General features: G+C 69.2%; 19 protein-coding genes. 7 read left to right on the plus strand and 12 right to left on the minus strand.

What is annotated here, in order from left to right; genetic code table 11:
* Both purT and CA982_RS03170 read right to left on the minus strand, forming a co-directional pair.
* Positions 1-1,306, minus strand: a 1,306-nt coding sequence (gene purT, locus CA982_RS03165; protein WP_143412518.1) for a formate-dependent phosphoribosylglycinamide formyltransferase, incomplete at its 3' end; no start/stop codon positions are given.
* Between the two features lie 202 nt (positions 1,307-1,508).
* The gene (locus tag CA982_RS03170; RefSeq protein ID WP_086534132.1) at positions 1,509-1,856 is read right to left on the minus strand and encodes a UBP-type zinc finger domain-containing protein; all 348 of its coding nucleotides are present in this window, start codon (positions 1,854-1,856) and stop codon (positions 1,509-1,511) included.
* Between the two features lie 44 nt (positions 1,857-1,900).
* On the opposite strand from CA982_RS03170, the gene CA982_RS03175 reads away from it, so the two are divergent.
* The gene (locus CA982_RS03175) at positions 1,901-3,493 is read left to right on the plus strand and encodes a Na+/H+ antiporter (RefSeq protein WP_086533909.1); all 1,593 of its coding nucleotides are present in this window, start codon (positions 1,901-1,903) and stop codon (positions 3,491-3,493) included.
* A 71-nt stretch (positions 3,494-3,564) separates the two neighbouring features.
* On the plus strand, positions 3,565-3,963 hold the full coding sequence (locus tag CA982_RS03180; RefSeq protein WP_086533910.1) for a hypothetical protein: 399 nt from the start codon (positions 3,565-3,567) through the stop codon (positions 3,961-3,963).
* 9 nt (positions 3,964-3,972) lie between these two features.
* Here the strand turns inward: CA982_RS03180 and CA982_RS03185 are convergent, their stop codons facing one another.
* Together CA982_RS03185 and CA982_RS03190 are read right to left on the minus strand one after the other, a co-directional pair.
* Positions 3,973-5,526, minus strand: coding sequence for an adenylate/guanylate cyclase domain-containing protein (locus tag CA982_RS03185; protein WP_086533911.1), 1,554 nt, complete (start codon positions 5,524-5,526; stop codon positions 3,973-3,975).
* An 85-nt stretch (positions 5,527-5,611) separates the two neighbouring features.
* Positions 5,612-6,898 carry an adenylosuccinate synthase gene (locus tag CA982_RS03190; protein ID WP_086533912.1) on the minus strand — a complete coding sequence of 429 codons (1,287 nt, stop codon included), beginning with the start codon at positions 6,896-6,898 and terminating at the stop codon, positions 5,612-5,614.
* Between the two features lie 81 nt (positions 6,899-6,979).
* Between CA982_RS03190 and CA982_RS03195 the strand changes: the two genes are divergently transcribed.
* A complete protein-coding gene (locus CA982_RS03195) occupies positions 6,980-7,636 on the plus strand; it encodes a hypothetical protein (RefSeq protein ID WP_086533913.1) in 657 nt (218 codons plus the stop codon).
* Positions 7,637-7,694: 58 nt separating this feature from the next.
* On the opposite strand, the gene CA982_RS03200 is transcribed toward CA982_RS03195, so the two are convergent.
* From CA982_RS03200 to CA982_RS03215, 4 genes are all read right to left on the minus strand, one after another.
* Positions 7,695-9,047, minus strand: a complete 1,353-nt coding sequence (locus CA982_RS03200) for an MFS transporter (protein WP_208617873.1) — start codon at positions 9,045-9,047, stop codon at positions 7,695-7,697.
* A gap of 114 nt (positions 9,048-9,161) precedes the next feature.
* Positions 9,162-10,076: a cation diffusion facilitator family transporter gene (locus tag CA982_RS03205; RefSeq protein ID WP_086533915.1), complete on the minus strand. Its 915-nt coding sequence runs from the start codon at positions 10,074-10,076 to the stop codon at positions 9,162-9,164.
* A gap of 48 nt (positions 10,077-10,124) precedes the next feature.
* Positions 10,125-11,249: an FUSC family protein gene (locus CA982_RS03210; RefSeq protein ID WP_086533916.1), complete on the minus strand. Its 1,125-nt coding sequence runs from the start codon at positions 11,247-11,249 to the stop codon at positions 10,125-10,127.
* Positions 11,250-11,291: 42 nt separating this feature from the next.
* Positions 11,292-11,744 carry a DUF3151 domain-containing protein gene (locus tag CA982_RS03215; protein ID WP_086533917.1) on the minus strand — a complete coding sequence of 151 codons (453 nt, stop codon included), beginning with the start codon at positions 11,742-11,744 and terminating at the stop codon, positions 11,292-11,294.
* A 358-nt stretch (positions 11,745-12,102) separates the two neighbouring features.
* On the opposite strand from CA982_RS03215, the gene CA982_RS03220 reads away from it, so the two are divergent.
* From CA982_RS03220 to CA982_RS03230, 3 genes are all read left to right on the plus strand, one after another.
* Positions 12,103-13,791, plus strand: coding sequence for an Rv0361 family membrane protein (locus CA982_RS03220; protein ID WP_086533918.1), 1,689 nt, complete (start codon positions 12,103-12,105; stop codon positions 13,789-13,791).
* Positions 13,788-14,066 (plus strand): hypothetical protein, encoded by a 279-nt coding sequence (locus CA982_RS03225; RefSeq protein ID WP_086533919.1) that lies wholly within the window; start codon positions 13,788-13,790, stop codon positions 14,064-14,066. Before CA982_RS03220 ends, CA982_RS03225 begins: the two co-directional genes overlap by 4 nt.
* A gap of 142 nt (positions 14,067-14,208) precedes the next feature.
* On the plus strand, positions 14,209-14,940 hold the full coding sequence (locus tag CA982_RS03230) for a hemerythrin domain-containing protein (protein WP_086533920.1): 732 nt from the start codon (positions 14,209-14,211) through the stop codon (positions 14,938-14,940).
* Positions 14,941-14,999: 59 nt separating this feature from the next.
* Here CA982_RS03230 and fbaA read toward each other — a convergent pair whose 3' ends face one another.
* On the minus strand, positions 15,000-16,037 hold the full coding sequence (gene fbaA, locus CA982_RS03235; protein WP_086533921.1) for a class II fructose-bisphosphate aldolase: 1,038 nt from the start codon (positions 16,035-16,037) through the stop codon (positions 15,000-15,002).
* A 226-nt stretch (positions 16,038-16,263) separates the two neighbouring features.
* On the opposite strand from fbaA, the gene CA982_RS03245 reads away from it, so the two are divergent.
* Positions 16,264-16,980 carry a VTT domain-containing protein gene (locus CA982_RS03245; protein ID WP_086533923.1) on the plus strand — a complete coding sequence of 239 codons (717 nt, stop codon included), beginning with the start codon at positions 16,264-16,266 and terminating at the stop codon, positions 16,978-16,980.
* A 36-nt stretch (positions 16,981-17,016) separates the two neighbouring features.
* On the opposite strand, the gene CA982_RS03250 is transcribed toward CA982_RS03245, so the two are convergent.
* The 3 genes from CA982_RS03250 to CA982_RS03260 all read right to left on the minus strand — a co-directional run bounded on the left by CA982_RS03250 (position 17,017) and on the right by CA982_RS03260 (position 19,246).
* Positions 17,017-17,697, minus strand: a complete 681-nt coding sequence (locus CA982_RS03250) for a TrmH family RNA methyltransferase (RefSeq protein ID WP_086533924.1) — start codon at positions 17,695-17,697, stop codon at positions 17,017-17,019.
* A 4-nt stretch (positions 17,698-17,701) separates the two neighbouring features.
* On the minus strand, positions 17,702-18,280 hold the full coding sequence (gene pyrE / locus CA982_RS03255) for an orotate phosphoribosyltransferase (protein WP_086533925.1): 579 nt from the start codon (positions 18,278-18,280) through the stop codon (positions 17,702-17,704).
* A 66-nt stretch (positions 18,281-18,346) separates the two neighbouring features.
* Positions 18,347-19,246 (minus strand): hypothetical protein, encoded by a 900-nt coding sequence (locus tag CA982_RS03260; RefSeq protein WP_086533926.1) that lies wholly within the window; start codon positions 19,244-19,246, stop codon positions 18,347-18,349.
* Positions 19,247-19,260: the final 14 nt, after the last annotated feature.

Genomic DNA, 19,260 nt, shown 5'->3' on the forward strand with positions numbered 1-19,260 from the left:
GGAGTGGGGTGACCGTGCGGACAGCGGCGCGACCCGGCACCGGGGTGACGAGCGAGGCGGCGCGAACGGCACGCTCACGGGCGGCCGGGACGTCGTCGGCGGTCGCGGTGATCACGCCCATCCGCCGGCGGTGGAAGCTCTCCGGCTTGCCGAACAACCGGATGTCGGTCTCGGGGACGGCGAGCGCGGCGGCGACGTTCTCGAATCCGATGGCCGGCTGGTCGAGTTGCCCGTAGATGACGGCCGACGCACCCGGGGACGCGAGCGTGACATCGACCGGGAGGCCGAGGATCGCCCGCGCGTGCATCTCGAACTCCGACAAGCGCTGGGTCGCCATCGTGACGAGACCGGTGTCGTGGGGCCGGGGACTGACCTCGGAGAAGTAGACGTCGTCGCCCTTGACGAACAGCTCGACCCCGAAAACACCGCGCCCGGCCAGTTTTCCGTCGCCGAGGGCGGTGGCGATGCGCGCCGCGATCGAGGTCGCCGATGCATGTGCGTCGGTGCTCATCTCGTGCGGTTGCCAGCTCTCCACGTAGTCGCCGTTGATCTGCCGGTGACCGATGGGCGCACAGAAGTGCGACGTGAGCCGACCGGTGGCCGGATCGATCGCCCGGACCGTGAGAAGGGTGATCTCGTAGTCGAATTCGACGAAACCCTCGACGATCACCCGGGTACCCCGCACGCGACCACCGGTGTTCGCGGTCTCCCACGCCGACGCCAGGTCCTCGGGACCGTGAACGACCGACTGCCCCTTGCCCGACGAGGACATGACCGGCTTGATGACGCACGGGAAACCGATCTGGCGGGCCGCGACGGTGACGTCGTCGAGCGTGTCGGCGAAGAGATAGGGCGATGTCGGCAGGCCGAGCTCCTCGTCGGCGAGGCGCCGGATCCCCTCGCGGTTCATCGTGGCGACGACCGCGCTCGCGGTCGGGATGACCTCGGAGATACCGCGTTCGGCGATGTCGACCAGGGCCTCGGTGGCGATCGCCTCGATCTCGGGCACCACATACGCGGGACGATGCTTGTCGACGACGGCGCGCAGCGCGTCGGCATCGGTCATGTCGATGACCTCGGCGTGATGGGCCACCTGGTGGCCGGGTGCGTCGGCGTAGCGGTCCACGGCGACGACCTCGACACCGAGCCGCTGGAATGCGATCACGACTTCTTTGCCGAGTTCACCGGCTCCGAGGACCATGACCTTGGTCGCGGTCGGACTCAGCGGCGTGCCGATCACGTCCGGTGGCCCCGTCGTCGGCGCCGGCTGGGCTGCGCTGATCGCGCTCTCGCTGTTCGACGTCATCCTCAAATCCTACTTGCCGTCAGCACAGATCCCGACGCGGTCGGCGCCGGGAGCGAAGCGAGCGGGCCGGATGTCACTCGGCGCCGGGAGCGGGGCGAGCGGGCCGGATGTGACCCGGCGCCGGGAGCGGGGCGAGCGGGCCGGATGTGACCCGGCGCCGGGAGCGGAGCGAGCGGGCCGGATATGACCCGTTGCGGGGAGCTCATCCCGTGACCTCGTGCACGAAGCACCACCGCCACACCTCACCCGGCTCGGCGGAGCGCATGACCGGGTGCCCGGTGTCGTGGAAGTGTCCCGTCGCATGCCGGCGCGGGCTGGAGTCGCAACACCCGATGTGCCCGCACGTCAAGCACTTCCGTAGGTGGGCCCAGTGGGTCTCCCCGATCGCGACGCAATCCTGGCAGCTGCGGTCGTCGCCGGAAGCGGGGGCCGGGTCGTCGGCCGGCGCGGCGGCGAAGGCCTCCAGTTCGGCACAGCGGGCGGTGGCCGCCGAGCTGTCCGGCGACGGTCCCGGGGAACCGGGCGAGGACTTCCGGCGAAAGATCTGCATGCTCGACATTATCCACCGCACTGGGCGCGATTAGAGTCGCTCGAATGGGCGCATCGCTACTGCTGGTCGCGGTCATCGCCGTGGCGGTCGCCGCTCTGTGCCGTCGCTACGGGTTGTCCTCGCCGCTCGTGCTGGTCACCGTCGGGCTGGGCATCGGATGGATCCCCGAGCTGCCGTCGGTGGCCCTGGAACCGGAGCTGGTGCTGTTCCTCATCCTGCCGCCGCTGCTGTACTCGGCCGCACAGGAGAGTTCGTACCAGGCGTTCCGCGCCAACTGGCGCGCGATCGGGTTCCTGGCGGTCGGTCTCCCGCTGGTGACGACGCTGGTCGTCGGGTATGTCGCCTATCTCGTGGTCCCCAACCTCCCGCTCGCCGCGGCCCTGGTCCTCGGCGCCGTCGTCGCGCCGCCGGACGCGGTGTCCGCGCAGGCCATCGGCCGCCGGCTGGGTCTGCCGCGCCGGATGATGACGCTGCTCGGCGGCGAGAGCCTGCTCAACGACGCGACGGCCCTGACGGCGTTCCGGATCGCCCTCGCCGCCGCGGTGGGGGCCACCGCAACGGTCGGCGAAGGGGCGCTGACGTTCGCGGTGGCCGCCCTCGGCGGCCTGATCGTGGGCCTCCTCGTCGGGGTGGTGGTGTCCTGGGTGCGCGTCTGGCTCACCGACCCGCCGATGGAGACCGCCATCGGCATCATCGTCCCGTTCGCCACGTACTACGCGGCCGAGGAACTGCACGGCTCGGGTGTCATCGCGGTGGTGACCGCCGGTCTCTACCTCGGCCACCGGTCGGTGCGGTTGGGCTATGCGACACGCCTGCAGGACGAGGCGGTACGCAAGTCGATCGACACCATCCTCGAGTCGTTCGTCTTCCTGCTCATCGGGCTCCAGCTGCCCATGCTCATCGACGGTGTCGAGAACGAGTCGTGGACGCAGATCGCCATCGACGCCGCGGCGGTCCTGGCGGCGACGATCCTCGTGCGGATCGTCTGGGTCTTCCCGGCGACCTATCTGCCCCGACTGCTCTCGCGACGGATCCGCGACCGCGAGCCGCCACCCACCCCGGCATCGGTGTTCGTGGTGTCCTGGGCCGGCATGCGCGGCGTGGTGTCGCTGGCCGCCGCGTTCGCCATCCCCGTGTACACCGAGACGAACGAGCCCTTCCCCGCGCGCGCGGAGATCCTGTTCCTGACCTTCGTCGTCGTGGTGGGGACGCTGCTGATCCAGGGCACGACCCTGCCCTGGGTCATCCGGTTCCTCGGGGTCAGCGGCGACGAACACGCGCAGGACCGGCTGGCGTATGCGGCCGCCCAGGACCGGGCGTCCCGCGAAGCCGAACGCCGGCTCGACGAGTACGCCGCGGAGCTGACCGACGACGACCCGCGCCGGCTCCAGGTGGTGATGCTCCGCAAGTGGGTCACGACGCAGCGCAACGTGGCGTGGGAGGAACTGGGCCGGGGGCCCGAGGATCTCGGCGAGAGTCCCACGTCGGCCGGCGCGCGCCTGCGGACGGAGATCCTGCAGATCCAGCGGGCGGCGTTCATCGCCGAACGCGACGCCGGCCGCATCGACGACGAGGTATTGCGGATCGCGTTGCGCCGCCTCGACTTCGCCGAGGGGCAGGGCGACCGCGACACCTAGCCCCCATCCGAACGACTCCGGGGAGTTCTGCCCATTCCGCGTTCGGCCGCCCGGCCCTACCGTCGGTTCCCATGACCACGACCCTCACCCGCCTGGCCACCGCCGGCGCCTCCCTCGTCCTCACCACCGGCGCGCTCGCCATCGGCACCGCGACCGCGACCGCCGCGCCGTCCGCCCCGTCCTGCGATGCCGGGCAGCGGTTCGTCACCTCCGTTGTCACCGCGCAGTCGGCGGCATCGATCTGTCAGTGGCGCACCGATGGATCCCTCGAATACCGGGGTGTCGCACGCTCGAGCGGGAACACCCTGTGCATCCCGGTGTCCGAGGTGCGCGTGCAGGAGAACGGCAGCGGCCGCCCGTACTACGTCGCCTACAACAACGGATACAGGTACTCGGTCTTCGACGGACTGAGCCTGAGCATCGTCGGCCCCGACGGGTTGCTGATCAGCTCCGAGGCCGCGATCGGCTGAGCGGGACCGTCATTCCCCGTCGACGAACGCGGCGAACACGGTGGTCTCCTCGGTACGGCCGCGCAGCGAGGTGGTCTCCTGCTCTTCCCAGCGGTCGGCCTCTTTCTGCTGCGCGGCCTTGACCGCGCGTCCGGAGGCCAACGGACGCCGCGGATCCCGCTTGGCCAGCTCCGACAACCGCGCACTCTCGTTGACCGGGTCGCCGATCACGGTGTACTCGAATCGCTCGATGGCGCCGACGTTCCCGGCGACCACGGCCCCGTGGCTGACCCCGATCCCGGCGGAGAGCTCCGGCACCTCCTCGGCCAACCCGTGGGCGATATCGCGGGCGGTGGCGAGTGCGCTGCCGGCCGCGTCGTCGAGATCGATGGGTGCGCCGAAGATCGCGAGTACCGCGTCGCCCTCGAACTTGTTGACCAGGCCGCCGTGTTCCTCGACCGCTCGTACGATCACGGCGAAGAACTTGTTGAGTATCTCGACGACCTCGGTCGGGCGTCGTTGCGCGGCAAGCGTCGTCGAACCGATGACGTCGACGAACAGGGTGGCGGCCAGGCGTTCGGTGCCGCCGAGTTCCGGGCTCGACGACAACGCGGCCTCGGCGACGTCGTGTCCCACATGGCGTCCGAAGAGATCCCGTATCCGCTCTCGCTCACGGAGTCCGGCGACCATCGAGTTGAAACCGACCTGGAGGTCGCCGAGTTCGGTGCCGTCGTAGACGACGAGGTCGGCGTTGTCCAGGTCGCCGTCGCTCACGCGGTTCATCCCGGCGCGCACGCTCCGGATGGGCCCGGTGACGCTCATGCTCGACAGCAGCGTCAACAGTAGGCCGGTGAAGAGTGCGGTGATCCCGAGGACGGTCGCCCCGACGAACAGGTCGAGTTTGGACGTCTCGTCGCGCGCGAGCCCGAAGGCCAGCACCAGCAGGATGCCGATGATCGGGATCGCCGAACCCACCATCCACGAGACGACCGAGCGCGCCTTCACACCGGTGCGTTTGCGTCGACGGTGTCCGGCCGAGATCAGTTCCGCCGCAACGGGACGCAGCGTGAAGTCGATGAACAGATACGAGATCGCCACCACCACGACGCCACTGAGGCTCACCACGAACAGCGTCTTCGGGATCAGCTGCGGGTCGACGATCCCGTACATGATGGTGAGCATCACGGTGGCGATGCCCCACAGGAATCCCTGCACCAGTGACAACCGCCACGGCAGCCGCATCGTCCGACGGGCATCGCGCTTGGTCGGCGCGACGTCGCGGATCGCCCAGCGCAGGTCGCGGACGCCGACGTAGGTGCCCCACCCGATCCCCACGACGAAGGCCGCGGTGATGTAGACGGGCACCACGATGAAGTTGACCCACCACAGTTCGGCGGTGAAGATGGTCGGCTGCGGGATGCCGACCGCGGTGAGCGCGACCGCGACGATCGCCCCGAACAGGTTGGCCACCACGATCGACGCGGTGAGCAGCGTCTGGATGCGGACCCGCTGTTTGACCGAGCTCTCGCCGACGGAGCCGAGCAGGATGGACCCGTAGTCGCGACTCCCCCGCTTCGCACGCATGGGCACTAGCTAATCACGATCCCGGGAGCGAACCACCACCCCGCTTCGGTCGAAACCACCACGCCGCTCCCCGAGGAGCGAAACGTCAGACGATCTCGCGACGCACGATCGTCTGATCCCGCCCCGGACCCACACCCACACACGAGATGTGCGCACCCGAGAGCTCCTCGAGCCGCAGGATGTAGTTCTGCGCGTTCTGCGGCAGTTCCTCGAAGGTCGTGCACTGGGAGATGTCCTCCCACCAGCCGGGCATCTCCTCGTAGATCGGCTTTGCGTGGTGGAAGCCGGTCTGGGTCATCGGCATCTCCTCGACGCGCTCACCGTCGACCTCGTAGGCCACACAGATCGGCACCGTGTCGAGGCTGGAGAGGACGTCGAGCTTGGTGAGGAAGTAGTCGGTGATGCCGTTGACGCGGGTCGCGTAACGGGCGATCACGGCGTCGAACCAGCCACAGCGGCGAGCCCGCCCGGTGGTCACACCCACCTCGCCACCGGTCTTGGCCAGATAGGCGCCCCACTCGTCGAAGAGCTCGGTGGGGAATGGCCCCGAACCCACGCGGGTGGTGTAGGCCTTCAGGATGCCCAGGACGGTGGTGATCTTGTTGGGGCCGATGCCGGCGCCCACCGCGGCACCACCGGCCGTCGGGTTCGACGACGTCACGTACGGATAGGTGCCGTGGTCGACGTCGAGCAGGGTTCCCTGGGAACCCTCGAGCAACACCGTCTCGCCGTTCTCCAGGGCCTTGTTGAGCAGCAGCCGGGTGTCGGCGATGCGGTGCTTGAAACCCTCTGCCTGACCGAGGACCTCGTCGACGACCTGCGCGGGGTCGAGGGCCTTGCGGTTGTAGATCTTGACCAGGATCTGGTTCTTCAGCTCGAGCGCGGCCTCGACCTTCTGGGTGAGGATCTTCTCGTCGAGGACGTCGGCGACGCGAACCCCGACGCGCGCGATCTTGTCCTGGTAGCACGGACCGATGCCGCGGCCCGTGGTGCCGATCTTCTTGTTGCCCAGGAAGCGCTCGGTGACCTTGTCGATCGCGACGTGGTACGGCATGAGCAGGTGCGCGTCGGCGGAGAGCAGCAGACCGGAGGTGTCGACGTCGCGGTCCTCGAGGCCGCCGAGCTCGGTGAGGAGCACGCCCGGGTCGACGACCACGCCGTTGCCGATCACGTTCTGCACGCCGGGCGTCAGGATGCCGGACGGGATGAGGTGCAGCGCGAAGGTTTCCCCGCTGGGCAGTACGACGGTGTGCCCGGCGTTGTTGCCACCCTGGTAGCGGACAACCCAGTTGATCCGGCCTCCGAGGAGGTCGGTCGCTTTGCCTTTGCCCTCGTCACCCCACTGGGCTCCGATAAGCACGATCGCGGCCATGTCCGGTACTCCTTTGTGTGGCGCGCTTGGGACCAAACCTGACCAACACTACTGGGTCGGCGCGCTCGTTACGCTATCCGCGTGCCGTTTGCCCTTCTGACCCAGACCAGCCGCGCCGACGACAAGAAGGCCGTCCGTGCCGCGGTCGCCGATGCACTCACCGATCCCGACATCTCCCGACTCGTCGTCGAACCGCGCGTCGCCGAGCGGTTCGCACCCACCGTGGCGCACGAAAACGACATCTTCCTGTCTCAGGTGCTCGCCGCACTGATGGTCACCGAGCGACTCGACGTCGAGGTCGCGTACGTCTCCGCCGAGGCCACCCCGGCGACGCGCCGCTACGGGTTGCCGCACGGACCGGCGGCGCGCGAGCTCGCCGAGCACGGTACCGCGGTCGCCGTGCCGCTCATCCGCGACGACGCCGCGACGGTCGTGATCGGCAGCGCCCGCCACCTCGGTGCCGAGGGGGCGAAGCTGCACGGCGAGACCTACGTCGACAACGACCGTCTGTTCGACGGCGAGGTGCGTTCGATCCTCATCGAGCCGACACTGACCGCGCCCGGGCTGCGCGCACAGGTGGAGCGGATGTTGTTGCCCGGCAGGTGGTTCGCCGGGCGCGCCTGCCAGACCGGCGGCACCAACGTCGTGGTCGAACGTGAAGGCGTGGTGAACCCGCGCGTCGTGAAACGGTCGACGTTCTACCGCCACGTGGCCGATCTGCTGCTCGTCCGCCCCTGACCCGGTATCCAAGGCGCCGCTGCGCATGAAGGTTTGTCGCCACCGGTTCCCGGGAGGGTCAGGCGACGGGCCGCGCCTGGGGACCGGTCGTGAGGTGGAGGTCGTCGCGTCGGATGAGGGCGGTCGCCACGACACTGATGATCGCGGTGAGCACGAGGTATCCGGCGGCGAGCCAGGGCGACCCGCTCGCCGCGCCGATCAGCGCGGTGAGGATCAGTGGCGTCAGACCCGAGGCGTAGATGCCGGAGAACTGGTAGACGACCGACAAGCCCGTGTAGCGCACCGGGGTCGGGTACAGGCTCGCGAACAACGTGCCCTGCGCGCCGTAGAACAGCGCGTGGATCACGCCGAAGACGATCACCAGCCCGACGGTGAACCACAGCAGGTTCGACGTCCCGAACAGCACGAACACCGGATAGACCGCGACGCCGTAGGCGGTGATCCCGATCAGGTAGATCGTCTTGGCGCCGTAGCGGTCGGTGAGCAGTCCGGAGAACGGCAGCAAGGCCGCCATCACCAGCGAGGCGATCGTCACGGCCACCAGCACCGGGACCTTCTCCATGTCGAGTTCGGTGGTCGCGTAGGCGATCGCGAAGACGCCCCAGGTGTTGAAGGCCGAGCCCTCACCCCACCGGGCGAGGAGGCCGAGGACGGTGTTGCGCGTGTTCGGCGGGACCACGACGTCGCGCAGCGGTGCGGTGGACTTCTTCGCGAGTTCGGCGACCTCGGCGAAGGCGGGCGTCTCGTCGACCTTCAGGCGCACGACGAAGCCGATGACCACCAGCACGATGCTCACCAGGAACGCGATGCGCCAGCCGTAGGTCAGGAACGCCTGATCGTCGAGGGCCACCTGCAGGAGGGCGAACACACCGGTGCCCAGCGCCAGTCCGAGTGCCAGACCGATCTGCGGAATGCTCCCGAACAGACCGCGCTTGCCGTCCGGACTGTGCTCGACCGACAGCAGGACCGCACCCGCCCACTCCCCGCCCAGCGCGAACCCCTGCACGATGCGCAACAGCAGCAACAGGATCGGGGCGAGCACACCGACCGACGCCGCGGTCGGCAAGACACCCATGAGCGCCGTTGCCACGCCCATCATCACCATCGTGATCGCGAGCGTGCGCTTGCGGCCGATGCGATCGCCGATGTGCCCGAACACGATTCCGCCGATCGGACGCACCACGAAGCCCACCGCGAACGTCGCGAAGGACAGCAAGGTGCCGACGAACGAGCTCTGGTCGGGGAAGAACAGCTGGTTGAACACCAGACTCGCCGCGGTCGCGTAGAGGAAGAAGTCGTACCACTCGACGGTCGTACCGAGAAGACTCGCCGCGACGACGGTCCGGAGGCGCTTGCGCCGCTCGGCATCGGTCTCGCCGGCCGGTACAGGGGTGAGGGTGGTGGTAGCCATGACCGACACACGGTAACGACGCGGGCTGCCGATCCGGCGACTACGAATCAGCATGAACGAAAAGGCTCGACCGGTTGCGGCGCCGCCGGTTCAGCCGGGGTCAGGCACGACCGGTCACCAGGTCATCTCGTCCCGACATCGCCGCTGGTGGTCGTCGGGATCGATCTGCACCGTCGCATGCTCGAGGCCGTGACGGGCCAGGACGGCCTGCGCGGCGGGCAACACCTCACCGTTGGGCCGACTGCTGCCGAGGTGGACGGTGGCCACATCCATCCCGGTCGTGAGCGTCCAGACATGGAGGTCGTGCACGTCGTCGACGACGGGGATGTCGGCCAGGTCGGCCCGCAGCGCCTCGACGTCGACGTGGGCCGGCGCCTGCTGGTTGAGGATCCGCAGCGCGTCGAGCGCGAGCCGCACTGCCCGCGGGACCACCCACAGCGCGATCAGCACCGCGACGACGATGTCGGCGTACCCCCAACCGGTCGTCATGGCGACGATGCCGGCCACCAGTACGCCGACGCTGCCGACGGCATCGGCCAGCACCTCCAGGTAGGCGCCGCGGACCGCGATCGATTCCTTTGCGTCGGCCCGCAACAGCAGCATCACCCCGAGGTTCACGAGGAGGCCCACCAGCGCGACGACGATCAGGGTGAGCCCCGGGACCTGGGGATCGCTGCCGATCCGCTCGACCGCCTCGTAGAGCACGAAGGCGGCGACCCCCATCAGCAGCACGGCGTTGGCGACCGCGGTGAACACCTCGGCGCGATGCCAGCCGAAACTACGGGTGTCGGTGATCCGCCCGTGCCGGCCGAGCAACAGCGCGATCAGGCCCATCACGAGCGCGACGACATCGGTCAGCATGTGTCCGGCGTCGGCGATCAGCGCCAGCGAGTTCACCAGGATGCCGGTGACGAGCTCGACGACGAAGTAGCTGCCGATCAGCCCGACCGCCAGCACCATCGGCCAGAGCCGACGCTGCCCCGCGGTCCCGGCGGCGGGCGCGTGCGAGTGCGAATGTGAGTGCCCCATGATGCCGGTCAATATATGCAGAAGTTCGCATATGTGGCAACAGGCTGGTCAGCTCCGCAGCGTCGCCAGCGCGGAGGATCGGCGCAGACCCGCGGTCATCAGCAGGTCGACGAGCAGCGAACGGATCTCGGCGAGCAGCGCGGCCTCCGACAGATCGCTGTTGGTGACCAGGTCGATGCGGGCCTTGCGCACGATGCTGCGAATGACCCGGGCCGCGTCGGCCTGGTCGGGTTCTTCGCCGGGGTCGGCCATCATCATCGCGCGCAGCACCTCGAAGGCGCCGGCGAGATCGTCGATGATCTCGATCAGCTCGGGCAGCACCGGCACCCCCCGCTGGGTCATGCCGAGCGACCGTCGCGCGATGATCCGGAAGTTGCGGACCGCGTTGTCGATCGGGTCGGCGGTGGCCGAGATCCGGTCCAGCCGCATCCGCGAACCCCAGTAGAGCGGTGAGATCCTTGTGACCTCGCGTCCGCCGGTCATGTCCGACCGCATCTTGTTGATCGCAGCCTGCGTCCCGCGCCCGGATTCCAGGGCGGCCGCGATGAGCTCCTCGTCGCGTTCGCGGAGTCCGGTGGCCAGCTGGCGTGCCGCGTCCCGCACGGTCGCCAGGACGCCGGCCGCGTCCCGGCGCGCCCGGCTCGCCGGGTTCACCGGCAGCAGCGCCCCGACGAGGATGCCGACCAGCCCGCCGATGAGCGCGTCGAGCGCGCGATGGAAACCCGCCACGCCGCCGGGCGGGAGGAGTGTCGCGACCAGCGCGGCCGACGAGGCCGCCTGCATGGGGACCAGCGGGCCATCGTCGAGAAAGACCGCCACCGTCATCGCCAGGGCGACGACGACCATGATCTGCCAGGCCCCCTCACCGACCAGGCTGATGAAGAGATCGCCGACGAGGATGCCGATCGCGACACCGCCGACGAGTTCGGCGGCCCGGCGCCACCGCTGCCCCAGGGACAGGCCCAGCGAGATCACCGCGGCGATGGGCGCGAAGAACGGGTCGGGGTGGATGAAGATCTCCACCGCGATCCACCACGACACCCCCGCCGCCAGCGCACACTGGACGATCGGCACCAGCGACACGCGTAACCGGCGCAGCCGGTTCTTCAGCGGCGCGGGCATCGCGTTGAACACCCGGCGCGGATACGACGGGTTCGCGGCAGTCGATGCCATCAGGCGGATGTCATCCGCGGGTGACCGGTCGACTCGGTGCGATCACACGAGGCCGAGTTCGGCGGCCGCGCGTGGATCGCTGTCGTTGAGCAGATCGAGGCACCGCAGGTGCTCGTCCTCCTCGCCGATCAGTTCGGCGGCCCGGGCCAGCGCCCCGACACACCGCAGGAAGCCGCGATTGGGTTCATGGCTCCACGGCACCGGACCGAAACCCTTCCAGCCGTGTCGACGCAGCTGATCGAGGCCGCGGTGGTAGCCGGTCCGCGCGTACGCATACGCCGCGATCACCGCGGCGGTGTCGATGTCGCCACCGGCAGCGGCGCCCTTCGACGACTCGAGAGCTGCCTCGGCGAGGTGGGCCCAGGCGATCGAGGCGGTCGGGTGGGCGGCCGCGACCTCCGCCGCAGCCGCACCGTTGAGCAGGTCCGATTCGGCGTCGTCGTCCCCGGTGAGCAGAACCGGTTGTGGGCCGAGAAGATCTCCGAAAGACGTCATGTCCTCTATTCAAGCATCGCGCCGGGTGCGGCCGTTCGTTCGATCAAACGCCCTAGTGCTGGAACGTCGGGCCATTCGCTAGGGTGAATGACGCAATCGGTCCTGCCGCCCTCCCGGTGATCGGCGTCGTCGGGCGGCCGGACCGAAGTCGTGCACATGGCGGGAATGCGGGGTGAATCAGTAGATGGCGCGATCTGAGAGGCCGAGAGCTGCGGTCACCAGGGCATTGTCGACCCTGAAGCAGGTTCGGGAGGACCGTCGCGCTCGCCTGGCGGGCGCGCGACCGACCCCCGATACTGTTCCGACCGGCACCGCCGCCACTCCACCCAGCACCAGCAGAGAGGGCCGCGAGCCAGCTGTGGACGATCCCACCCAGAACGAGACCGCCGCGGGCAAGGCCACCGAGGACACGGCCACCGGGACCGAGGCGACCGCAGCGGGGTCCACCACAGCGGGGTCCACCAGAGACGCGTCCACGGCGGGCGGTGCATCGACGAAGCCCGCAGCACCGAAACCGAAGGGTGGGCGCGGGATCGACGGCGCCACCCAGGTCATCAGTCGCGACAGCCTTCCGTCGGCCGAGGACCTCGAGGACCTCGACGACATCGACCCGCTGAGTGGGGACCCAGAGGCCGCCGCAACCGACGAGACGACAGCGGACGCGACGACGGCCGACGACGCCACACCTCCGCCCGCGCGCCGCGGCCCGAGCGATTCGAAGACGACGGTCATCCGGCGGTCGGACCTTCCGGACACCGAGGGGCTCGAGGACCTCGACGACATCGACCCGACGGCCCCCGAGCCCGAGGAAGCGGCGCCGGACGCCGCCACCGAAGCAGAGGTGGCGTCCACCGAGTCCGAGCGCACCGACACCGAGCCCACCGCCACCGAGGCGGACACCGACACGGAGGCGGCCGCCGAACCGGAGCTCCCCGACGACGACACGGACCCGTCGTCGGGCACCGCGGTCAGCGCCGGGGTGGCAGCGGCCGGGGCTGCCGCGGTGGCGGCCGGCGCGACCGCTCGTGACTCCGACGACGAGACCGACGCCGAGTCCGACACCGAGGCCACGGAGCCGCCGGCAGACGAGGCCGACTCTGCTGACGCCGCGTCCGACGACCCGGCGGATACGCCCGAGTCAGACGAGGACTCCGTCGTCGAGTCGGACGCCGAGGCCGGGGCGATCGAGGCCGGGGCGATCGAGGACGAGACACCCGAGACCGGCGCAGCGACGGACGAGACGGACGAAACGGACTCCCCCACCGAGGCGATCGTCGTCCCCACCGACACGACCGACACCGACACGACCGACACCGACACGACCGACACCGACACCGACGACGCGGCTGACGAGTCCAAGACCGACGACCAGACCGACGACCAGACCGACGACGAGGCCGACGAGGACTCCGGACCGGACGCCGCCACGACCGTGATCCCCGCGGCAGCCGCTGCGGCGGCCGCCGCTTCTGCCCGGAGCGACACCTCGACCACGGATGACGGGGTCCGGACGACCCCCGAGCCGGTCGTTCCGGCGTCGAGCGAGGGGTGGACGACCACCGACCGCGAACCCCAGGTCATCCCGGGAAGCGGACCCGGGTCACAGAAGAAGAAGCGCGGCAAGGGGCTGCTGATCGCGGCGGCAGCAATCGTGGTCGTGATCGTGGCCGTCGTCGGCGGCATCTTCGCCTACAACAGCCTGCGCGGTCCGGCACCTGCCGACGAGGCCGCGACCGTCGCCATGGATTACACGACCGCGCTGTACGAGGGCGACCTCTCGACGCTGCGGTCGGTCACCTGCGGCGAGCTCAACGCGTTCTACAGCGACTTCGACGATTCCGCGTATCAGCGGACCTACGAGGCTCAGCGCGCCCGCAACGAGCTCGTGCGGACGCAGGCGATCAACGCGGTCCGGGTCGTCGAGGGCGGCAACCAGGCCGTCGTCGAGGTGGTCGCGGTGCACACGAACACCCCTGATCAGCCCGAGACCGTCACGCTGAATCTGCAGCGCGACGGCGACGACTGGAAGGTGTGCAACCCCACGTGACGAACGGACACCGGTACGGCCCGCCGGCGGCCGGCCCGGGTGACCGTTCTACGCCTGGATACTTCACGCCTCCGGTTCGGTCGGCGCCTCCCGCGGACACGACGCCCCACCGGGGGCCCGCGCCGGAGCACCGGGTTCGCACCAGTCGTATCCGTCCGTACGAGGTCGGTTCACCGCAACGGTCCCGGTCGCGAGTCGACCCGGCCGTCGTGATCGCCGCCCTGGTGATGGTCGCGCTCGCCGCCGCGGTCGTCGTGGGTCTCGCTCTCACCTGAGTTCGTCCGAACCCGCTCGACACGGTTTCGCCGTCCGGCGGCGGGGTAACCGCCGAGTGATCACGAGTGTCGAGACGTCCGGCACGGCGGGGAGAATCCGTCGGACATCGTGGTCGTTTGTCCCGAGGTCCGGAGTGACGACATGCCTCTTTCACTGGCCGAGCAGACCGAGAAGGAACTGGGCGGGATCAAGAGCGTGCTCTGCCGCCAGAAACGAGATCACGTCGAACTCGACCGGCTCATCGCCGCGGCCGAGAAGTCGAGTGGCACCGAGCGCGCGGCCGCGCTCGACGACCTGACCCGCCTGGTGTTCCCGCATGCGTTCGCCGAGGAAGCCGTGCTGTGGCCGGTGATCCGGCGCCGGCTGCCCGACGGGGAACAGCTGACGCTCGAGGTCGAGAAGGAGCATCAGGCGATCAACGAGCTCGTCACGTCCCTGGCGAAAGTCGATGTCGACAGCGCCGAGCACCGGGAGTTGTTCACCGAGATCGTCCGGCTGCTCCGCGAGGACGTCCGGGATGAAGAGGACGAGCTCCTTCCGCGACTGCAGGAGGTGAGCACCACCGCCGAACTGATTCGATGGGGCTCCTACTGGCAGGCGGTCCGCTCGACCGCGCCGACCCGCCCGCATCCCGTGGTGGCCAGGCGCCCACCGGGCAATGTGCTCGCCGCCGTGCCGCTCAGCGTGCTGGACCGTATCCGCGACCGGCTCGACGCGCTCGCGCGCTCCGCCGGTGCCGGCTCTCGACTGGCCCGATCGGCGAGCGCCGCCGTCGCATCCGTGGCCGGGGCCGTCGAACACCTCCCGCCGCTGCAGCGGGGCGAGCGCCGCGCCACGCGGTCGCCGCGAACCGACAACCGACGCGTCAGGTAGGCCGAAAAGACTTCTGCCCGCACCCTTGTCGGGCGCGGGCAGAAGCAGGCGGACTGCGGTCAGGCGGTCAGGGACTTACCGTTGGACTTGAGGTCGTTACACGCCTCGACGACGCGCTCGCTCATGTTGGTCTCGGCCTTCTTCGACCAGCTGCGCGGATCGTAGACCTTCTTGTTGCCGACGTCGCCGTCGACCTTCAGGACACCGTCGTAGTTGCTGAACATGTGGCCGGCGACCGGGCGGCTGTAGGCGTACTGCGTGTCGGTGTCGACGTTCATCTTCACGACGCCGTAACTCAGGGCCTCGTCGATCTCGCTCTTCAGCGAGCCCGATCCGCCGTGGAACACGAAGTCGAAGGGCTTGGCGGCGTCGCCGAGGCCGAGCTTCTTGGCGGCGACCTCCTGGCCGGTGTTGAGGACGTCGGGACGCAGCTTGACGTTGCCCGGCTTGTACACGCCGTGCACGTTGCCGAAGGTCGCGGCCAGCAGGTAGCGGTTGCCGCTGTCACTCGCACCGAGCGCCTCGATGGTCTTCTCGAAGTCCTCGGGGGTGGTGAACAGCTTGTCGTTGATCTCGTTCTCGACGCCGTCCTCCTCGCCGCCGACCACGCCGATCTCGATCTCGAGGATGATGTTGGCGGCGCCGGCCTTGGCCAGCAGCTCCTTGGCGATCTCCAGGTTCTCGTCCAGCGGCACCGCGCTGCCGTCCCACATGTGCGACTGGAACAGCGGGTTGCGGCCGGCGTCGACGCGCTCCTGCGAGATCTGCAGCAGCGGCCGGACGTAGGTGTCGAGCTTGTCCTTCGGGCAGTGGTCGGTGTGCAGACCGATGAGGACGTCGTACTCGGCCGCGACGACGTGCGCGAACTCGGCGAGTGCGACCGCGCCGGTCACCATGTCCTTGACACCCTGGCCGGACCCGAACTCGGCGCCACCGGTCGAGAACTGGATGATCCCGTCACTGCCTGCGTCGGCGAAACCCTTGATGGCGGCGTTGATCGTCGACGACGAGGTGCAGTTGATCGCGGGGAATGCGTAACCGCCCTTCTTCGCCTTGTCGAACATCTCGGCGTACTGCTCCGGGGTTGCAATGGGCATCGACGAATCCTCCAGGGTGTTGATGTGCTCTGGTGTTCGGGTTCTCTCGCCTCGATTGGTGCTTCGATGGCGAGCAGCCGGACTTCCCGCGGCCGGACTTCTCCCAGTATGGCAGGTGCCACATCACCCGGCGCGGGCACCATTCGTGCCCGGACCTGCTGGAAAACGGCGACGGCGAGGCCGTGAGATTCTGTCCTCGACGGACGCGCAGGTACTCTGGGTCCCCGTGATCGACTCCGCGCTTGCCACCACGACCACCAACCTGGCGCTGCTGCCGGGATTCCTGGATCCGGTGAACCTGCTCAACTCGTTCGGCACGTGGATGCTGGCCGGTCTGCTGTTGGTCGTGTTCATCGAGTCGGGTCTGCTGTTCCCGCTGCTCCCCGGCGACTCGCTGCTCTTCACGGCGGGTCTCATCGTGGCGGCGAAGTCCGCGGAGATCGAGCCGTTCGCCCCGCTCTGGGTGCTCCTCGTCCTGATCCCCATCGCGGCGTTCCTCGGCGACCAGGTCGGCTACTGGATCGGCAAGAAGGCGGGGTACTCGCTGTTCCGGCCGGACGCGAAGATCCTGAAGCAGGTCTACATCGAGGAGGCGCACGAGTTCTTCGAGAAGCACGGCCCGGTGACGATCATCCTGGCGCGCTTCGTCCCCATCGTGCGGACCTACGCCCCGCTGGTCGCCGGCGCCGCGAAGATGCGGTACCCCATCTTCCTCACGTACAACATCATCGGCGCGATCGCCTGGGGCGCGGGTGTCACGCTGCTCGGCTACTTCCTGGGGCAGATCGAGTTCATCCGCGACAACATCGACTACATCTTCCTGTTCATCGTCTTCATCTCGGTTCTGCCGATCATCACCGAGATCGGCAAGCGCATCCTGCGCTCGCGCAAGAAGGTCGTCGAGGAAGCTCCGCTGCCCGCGTCGGACGAGGCCAACAACTGATCTGCGGCACGCTGCCCGAGCTCGGAGTCCCGCCCGTCACCACGCGGCGTCGAGGTCGGCGTGCTGCCGGACCCAGGCATGCATGGCGATCCCGGCGGCGACACCCGCGTTGATGCTCCGTGTCGAGCCGAACTGGGCGATCGACACCGTGAGATCGGCCTCGCGCTGCGCGTCGTCGCTGACCCCGGGGCCTTCCTGACCGAACAGCAGCACGCAGTCGCGCGGTAGTTCGGCCGTCTCGAGAGGCTGCGCACCGGGGGTGTTGTCCACCGCCACCACGGTCAGTCCCGCGTCGCGAGCCCAGCAGATGAGGTCGGAGACCGTCTCGTGGTGCATGAGGTGCTGATAGCGATCGGTCACCATCGCCCCGCGCCTGTTCCAGCGGCGCCGCCCGACGATGTGGACGGCGGCCACCGCGAAGGCATTGGCGGTGCGCACCACGGTGCCGATGTTGGCGTCGTGGGCGAAGTTCTCGATGGCGACGTGGAGCGGATGCCGACGGGCGTCGATGTCGGCGACGATCGCCTCGCGTGACCAGTACCGATACGCGTCGACGACGTTGCGGGTGTCGCCGTGGGCGAGCAATTCGGCGTCGAGGCGCGGATCGTCGGGTACGGGCTCGCCGGGATGGTCGACGGCCCAGGGCCCGACCCCGACGGCCGGTCCGGTCTGCCACTCGGTCGGTCCCGCGGCGGCGTCCCCGTCGTGATCGGCCAACGTGTCAGGCAAGCCCGAGGTCGGCGAGGTCGAGGAGGGACCGGTACGGCACGCCGAGGGCCGTGATGACCGCGTCCGCACCGGTCGCGCGGTCGACGACGGTGGCCACCCCGACGACGTTGCCACCGATACCGCGAACGGCTTCGACGGCCGTGGACGGTGAGGCCCCGGTCGTACTGGTGTCCTCGACGACGAGTACGTCCCGGCCGACGATGTCGGGCCCCTCGATCTGACGTTGCATGCCGTGCGTCTTGGCCGCCTTGCGGACGACGAACGCGTCGACCGACCGGCCGTCCGCGTGCATGATCGCCGTCGCCACGGGGTCCGCACCGAGGGTCAGGCCACCGACCGCGGCGTACTCCCAGTCGGCGGTCAGTTCGCGCATCAGCGTGCCGATCAGTCGCGAGGCCTCGTGGTGCAGCGTCGCCCGGCGCAGGTCGACGTAGTAGTCGGCTTCCTTACCCGACGACAGCGTCACCTTGCCGTGGACGACGGCGAGCTCGCGGACGAGCTCGGCGAGCCGTGCCTTCGCGGCCGGGTCGACCCGCGGGGTCTCGGCGGGAACCGGGGCGGACGAGGACATGCGACTTCCCTCTCGGTCGAGCGTGCCGGGATCGACGATCTCCGGATGCGTGGCGTGCTGCGGCGATCAGTTGCGGTGCCGGTTGGGCCGCTCGCCGGGGTCCCGGCGAGGTGCCTCGTCGGTTCCGCCGGACCCGCGGACGGGCATCGGCGACATCCGGCGGCCCCCGGTGATCGGTGACGGGGGTGTGCGTGTCGGTGCGGGGCTCTCGGACTCCCCCGTCTGGGATGCGCCGGCCTGCGACGTGCCCTGGGCCTGTCGCCTGCGCTTGTCCCGCAACGATTCGGTCTTCTCGTCGGCGAGTTCGGCGCGGGTGGGTCCGTGCGGGTCGCGGGGATCGGGCGAGTCCTCGGGCTCCCGGACCGGCGGCAGCACCCGGAGCAGGTCGGCGAATCGGCGGACGACCTCCAGACCCGTGTTCAGCTTGGCCGGGTCGTTGGTCACCGGCATCGACCCCAGCGCCCAGTTGCCCTCGTTCCAGAGGACCTCGACGAACGCGGGCGCCTTGTTGGCGAGCGCGACCATCCGGCGGTCGCAGACCCGGCGGGCGACCTCGAGATTGTTGGAGAACATGACGCGCGGGCCCATCGCACCCAGCAGTTCCACGTCGTCCTCGGCGGGGGCGAGGACGTCCTCGTGCCGCAGGTCGACGACGACATGCGACGGCGAGGAGCGTCGGACGGCGATCACGGTCGCGGTCTCGGCGAGGTCGAAGACCACGGCCTCCACCCCGGCGTAGTGTCCGTATGCGACGTCCTGGACCGGGATGTGGTCGCCGACATTCATGGTTGCGCGCCGAAACACCTTGCGCAGCTTGGTGTCCGACTCGCGGAACTTGAACTCGTGCTCATCGCCCCAGACCGCACGCTGGTGCCGCGCGTCGCTCGACCTCTGGCGGTCGAGCCACAACAGGACACCCGCACCCAGTAGGGCCACGGCGGCGATCAGGAAATAGACGGTGGTCATCGCGCTACAGCCTA

This window comes from Gordonia lacunae, from assembly GCF_002149015.1.
GTDB classification, from domain to species: domain Bacteria; phylum Actinomycetota; class Actinomycetes; order Mycobacteriales; family Mycobacteriaceae; genus Gordonia; species Gordonia lacunae.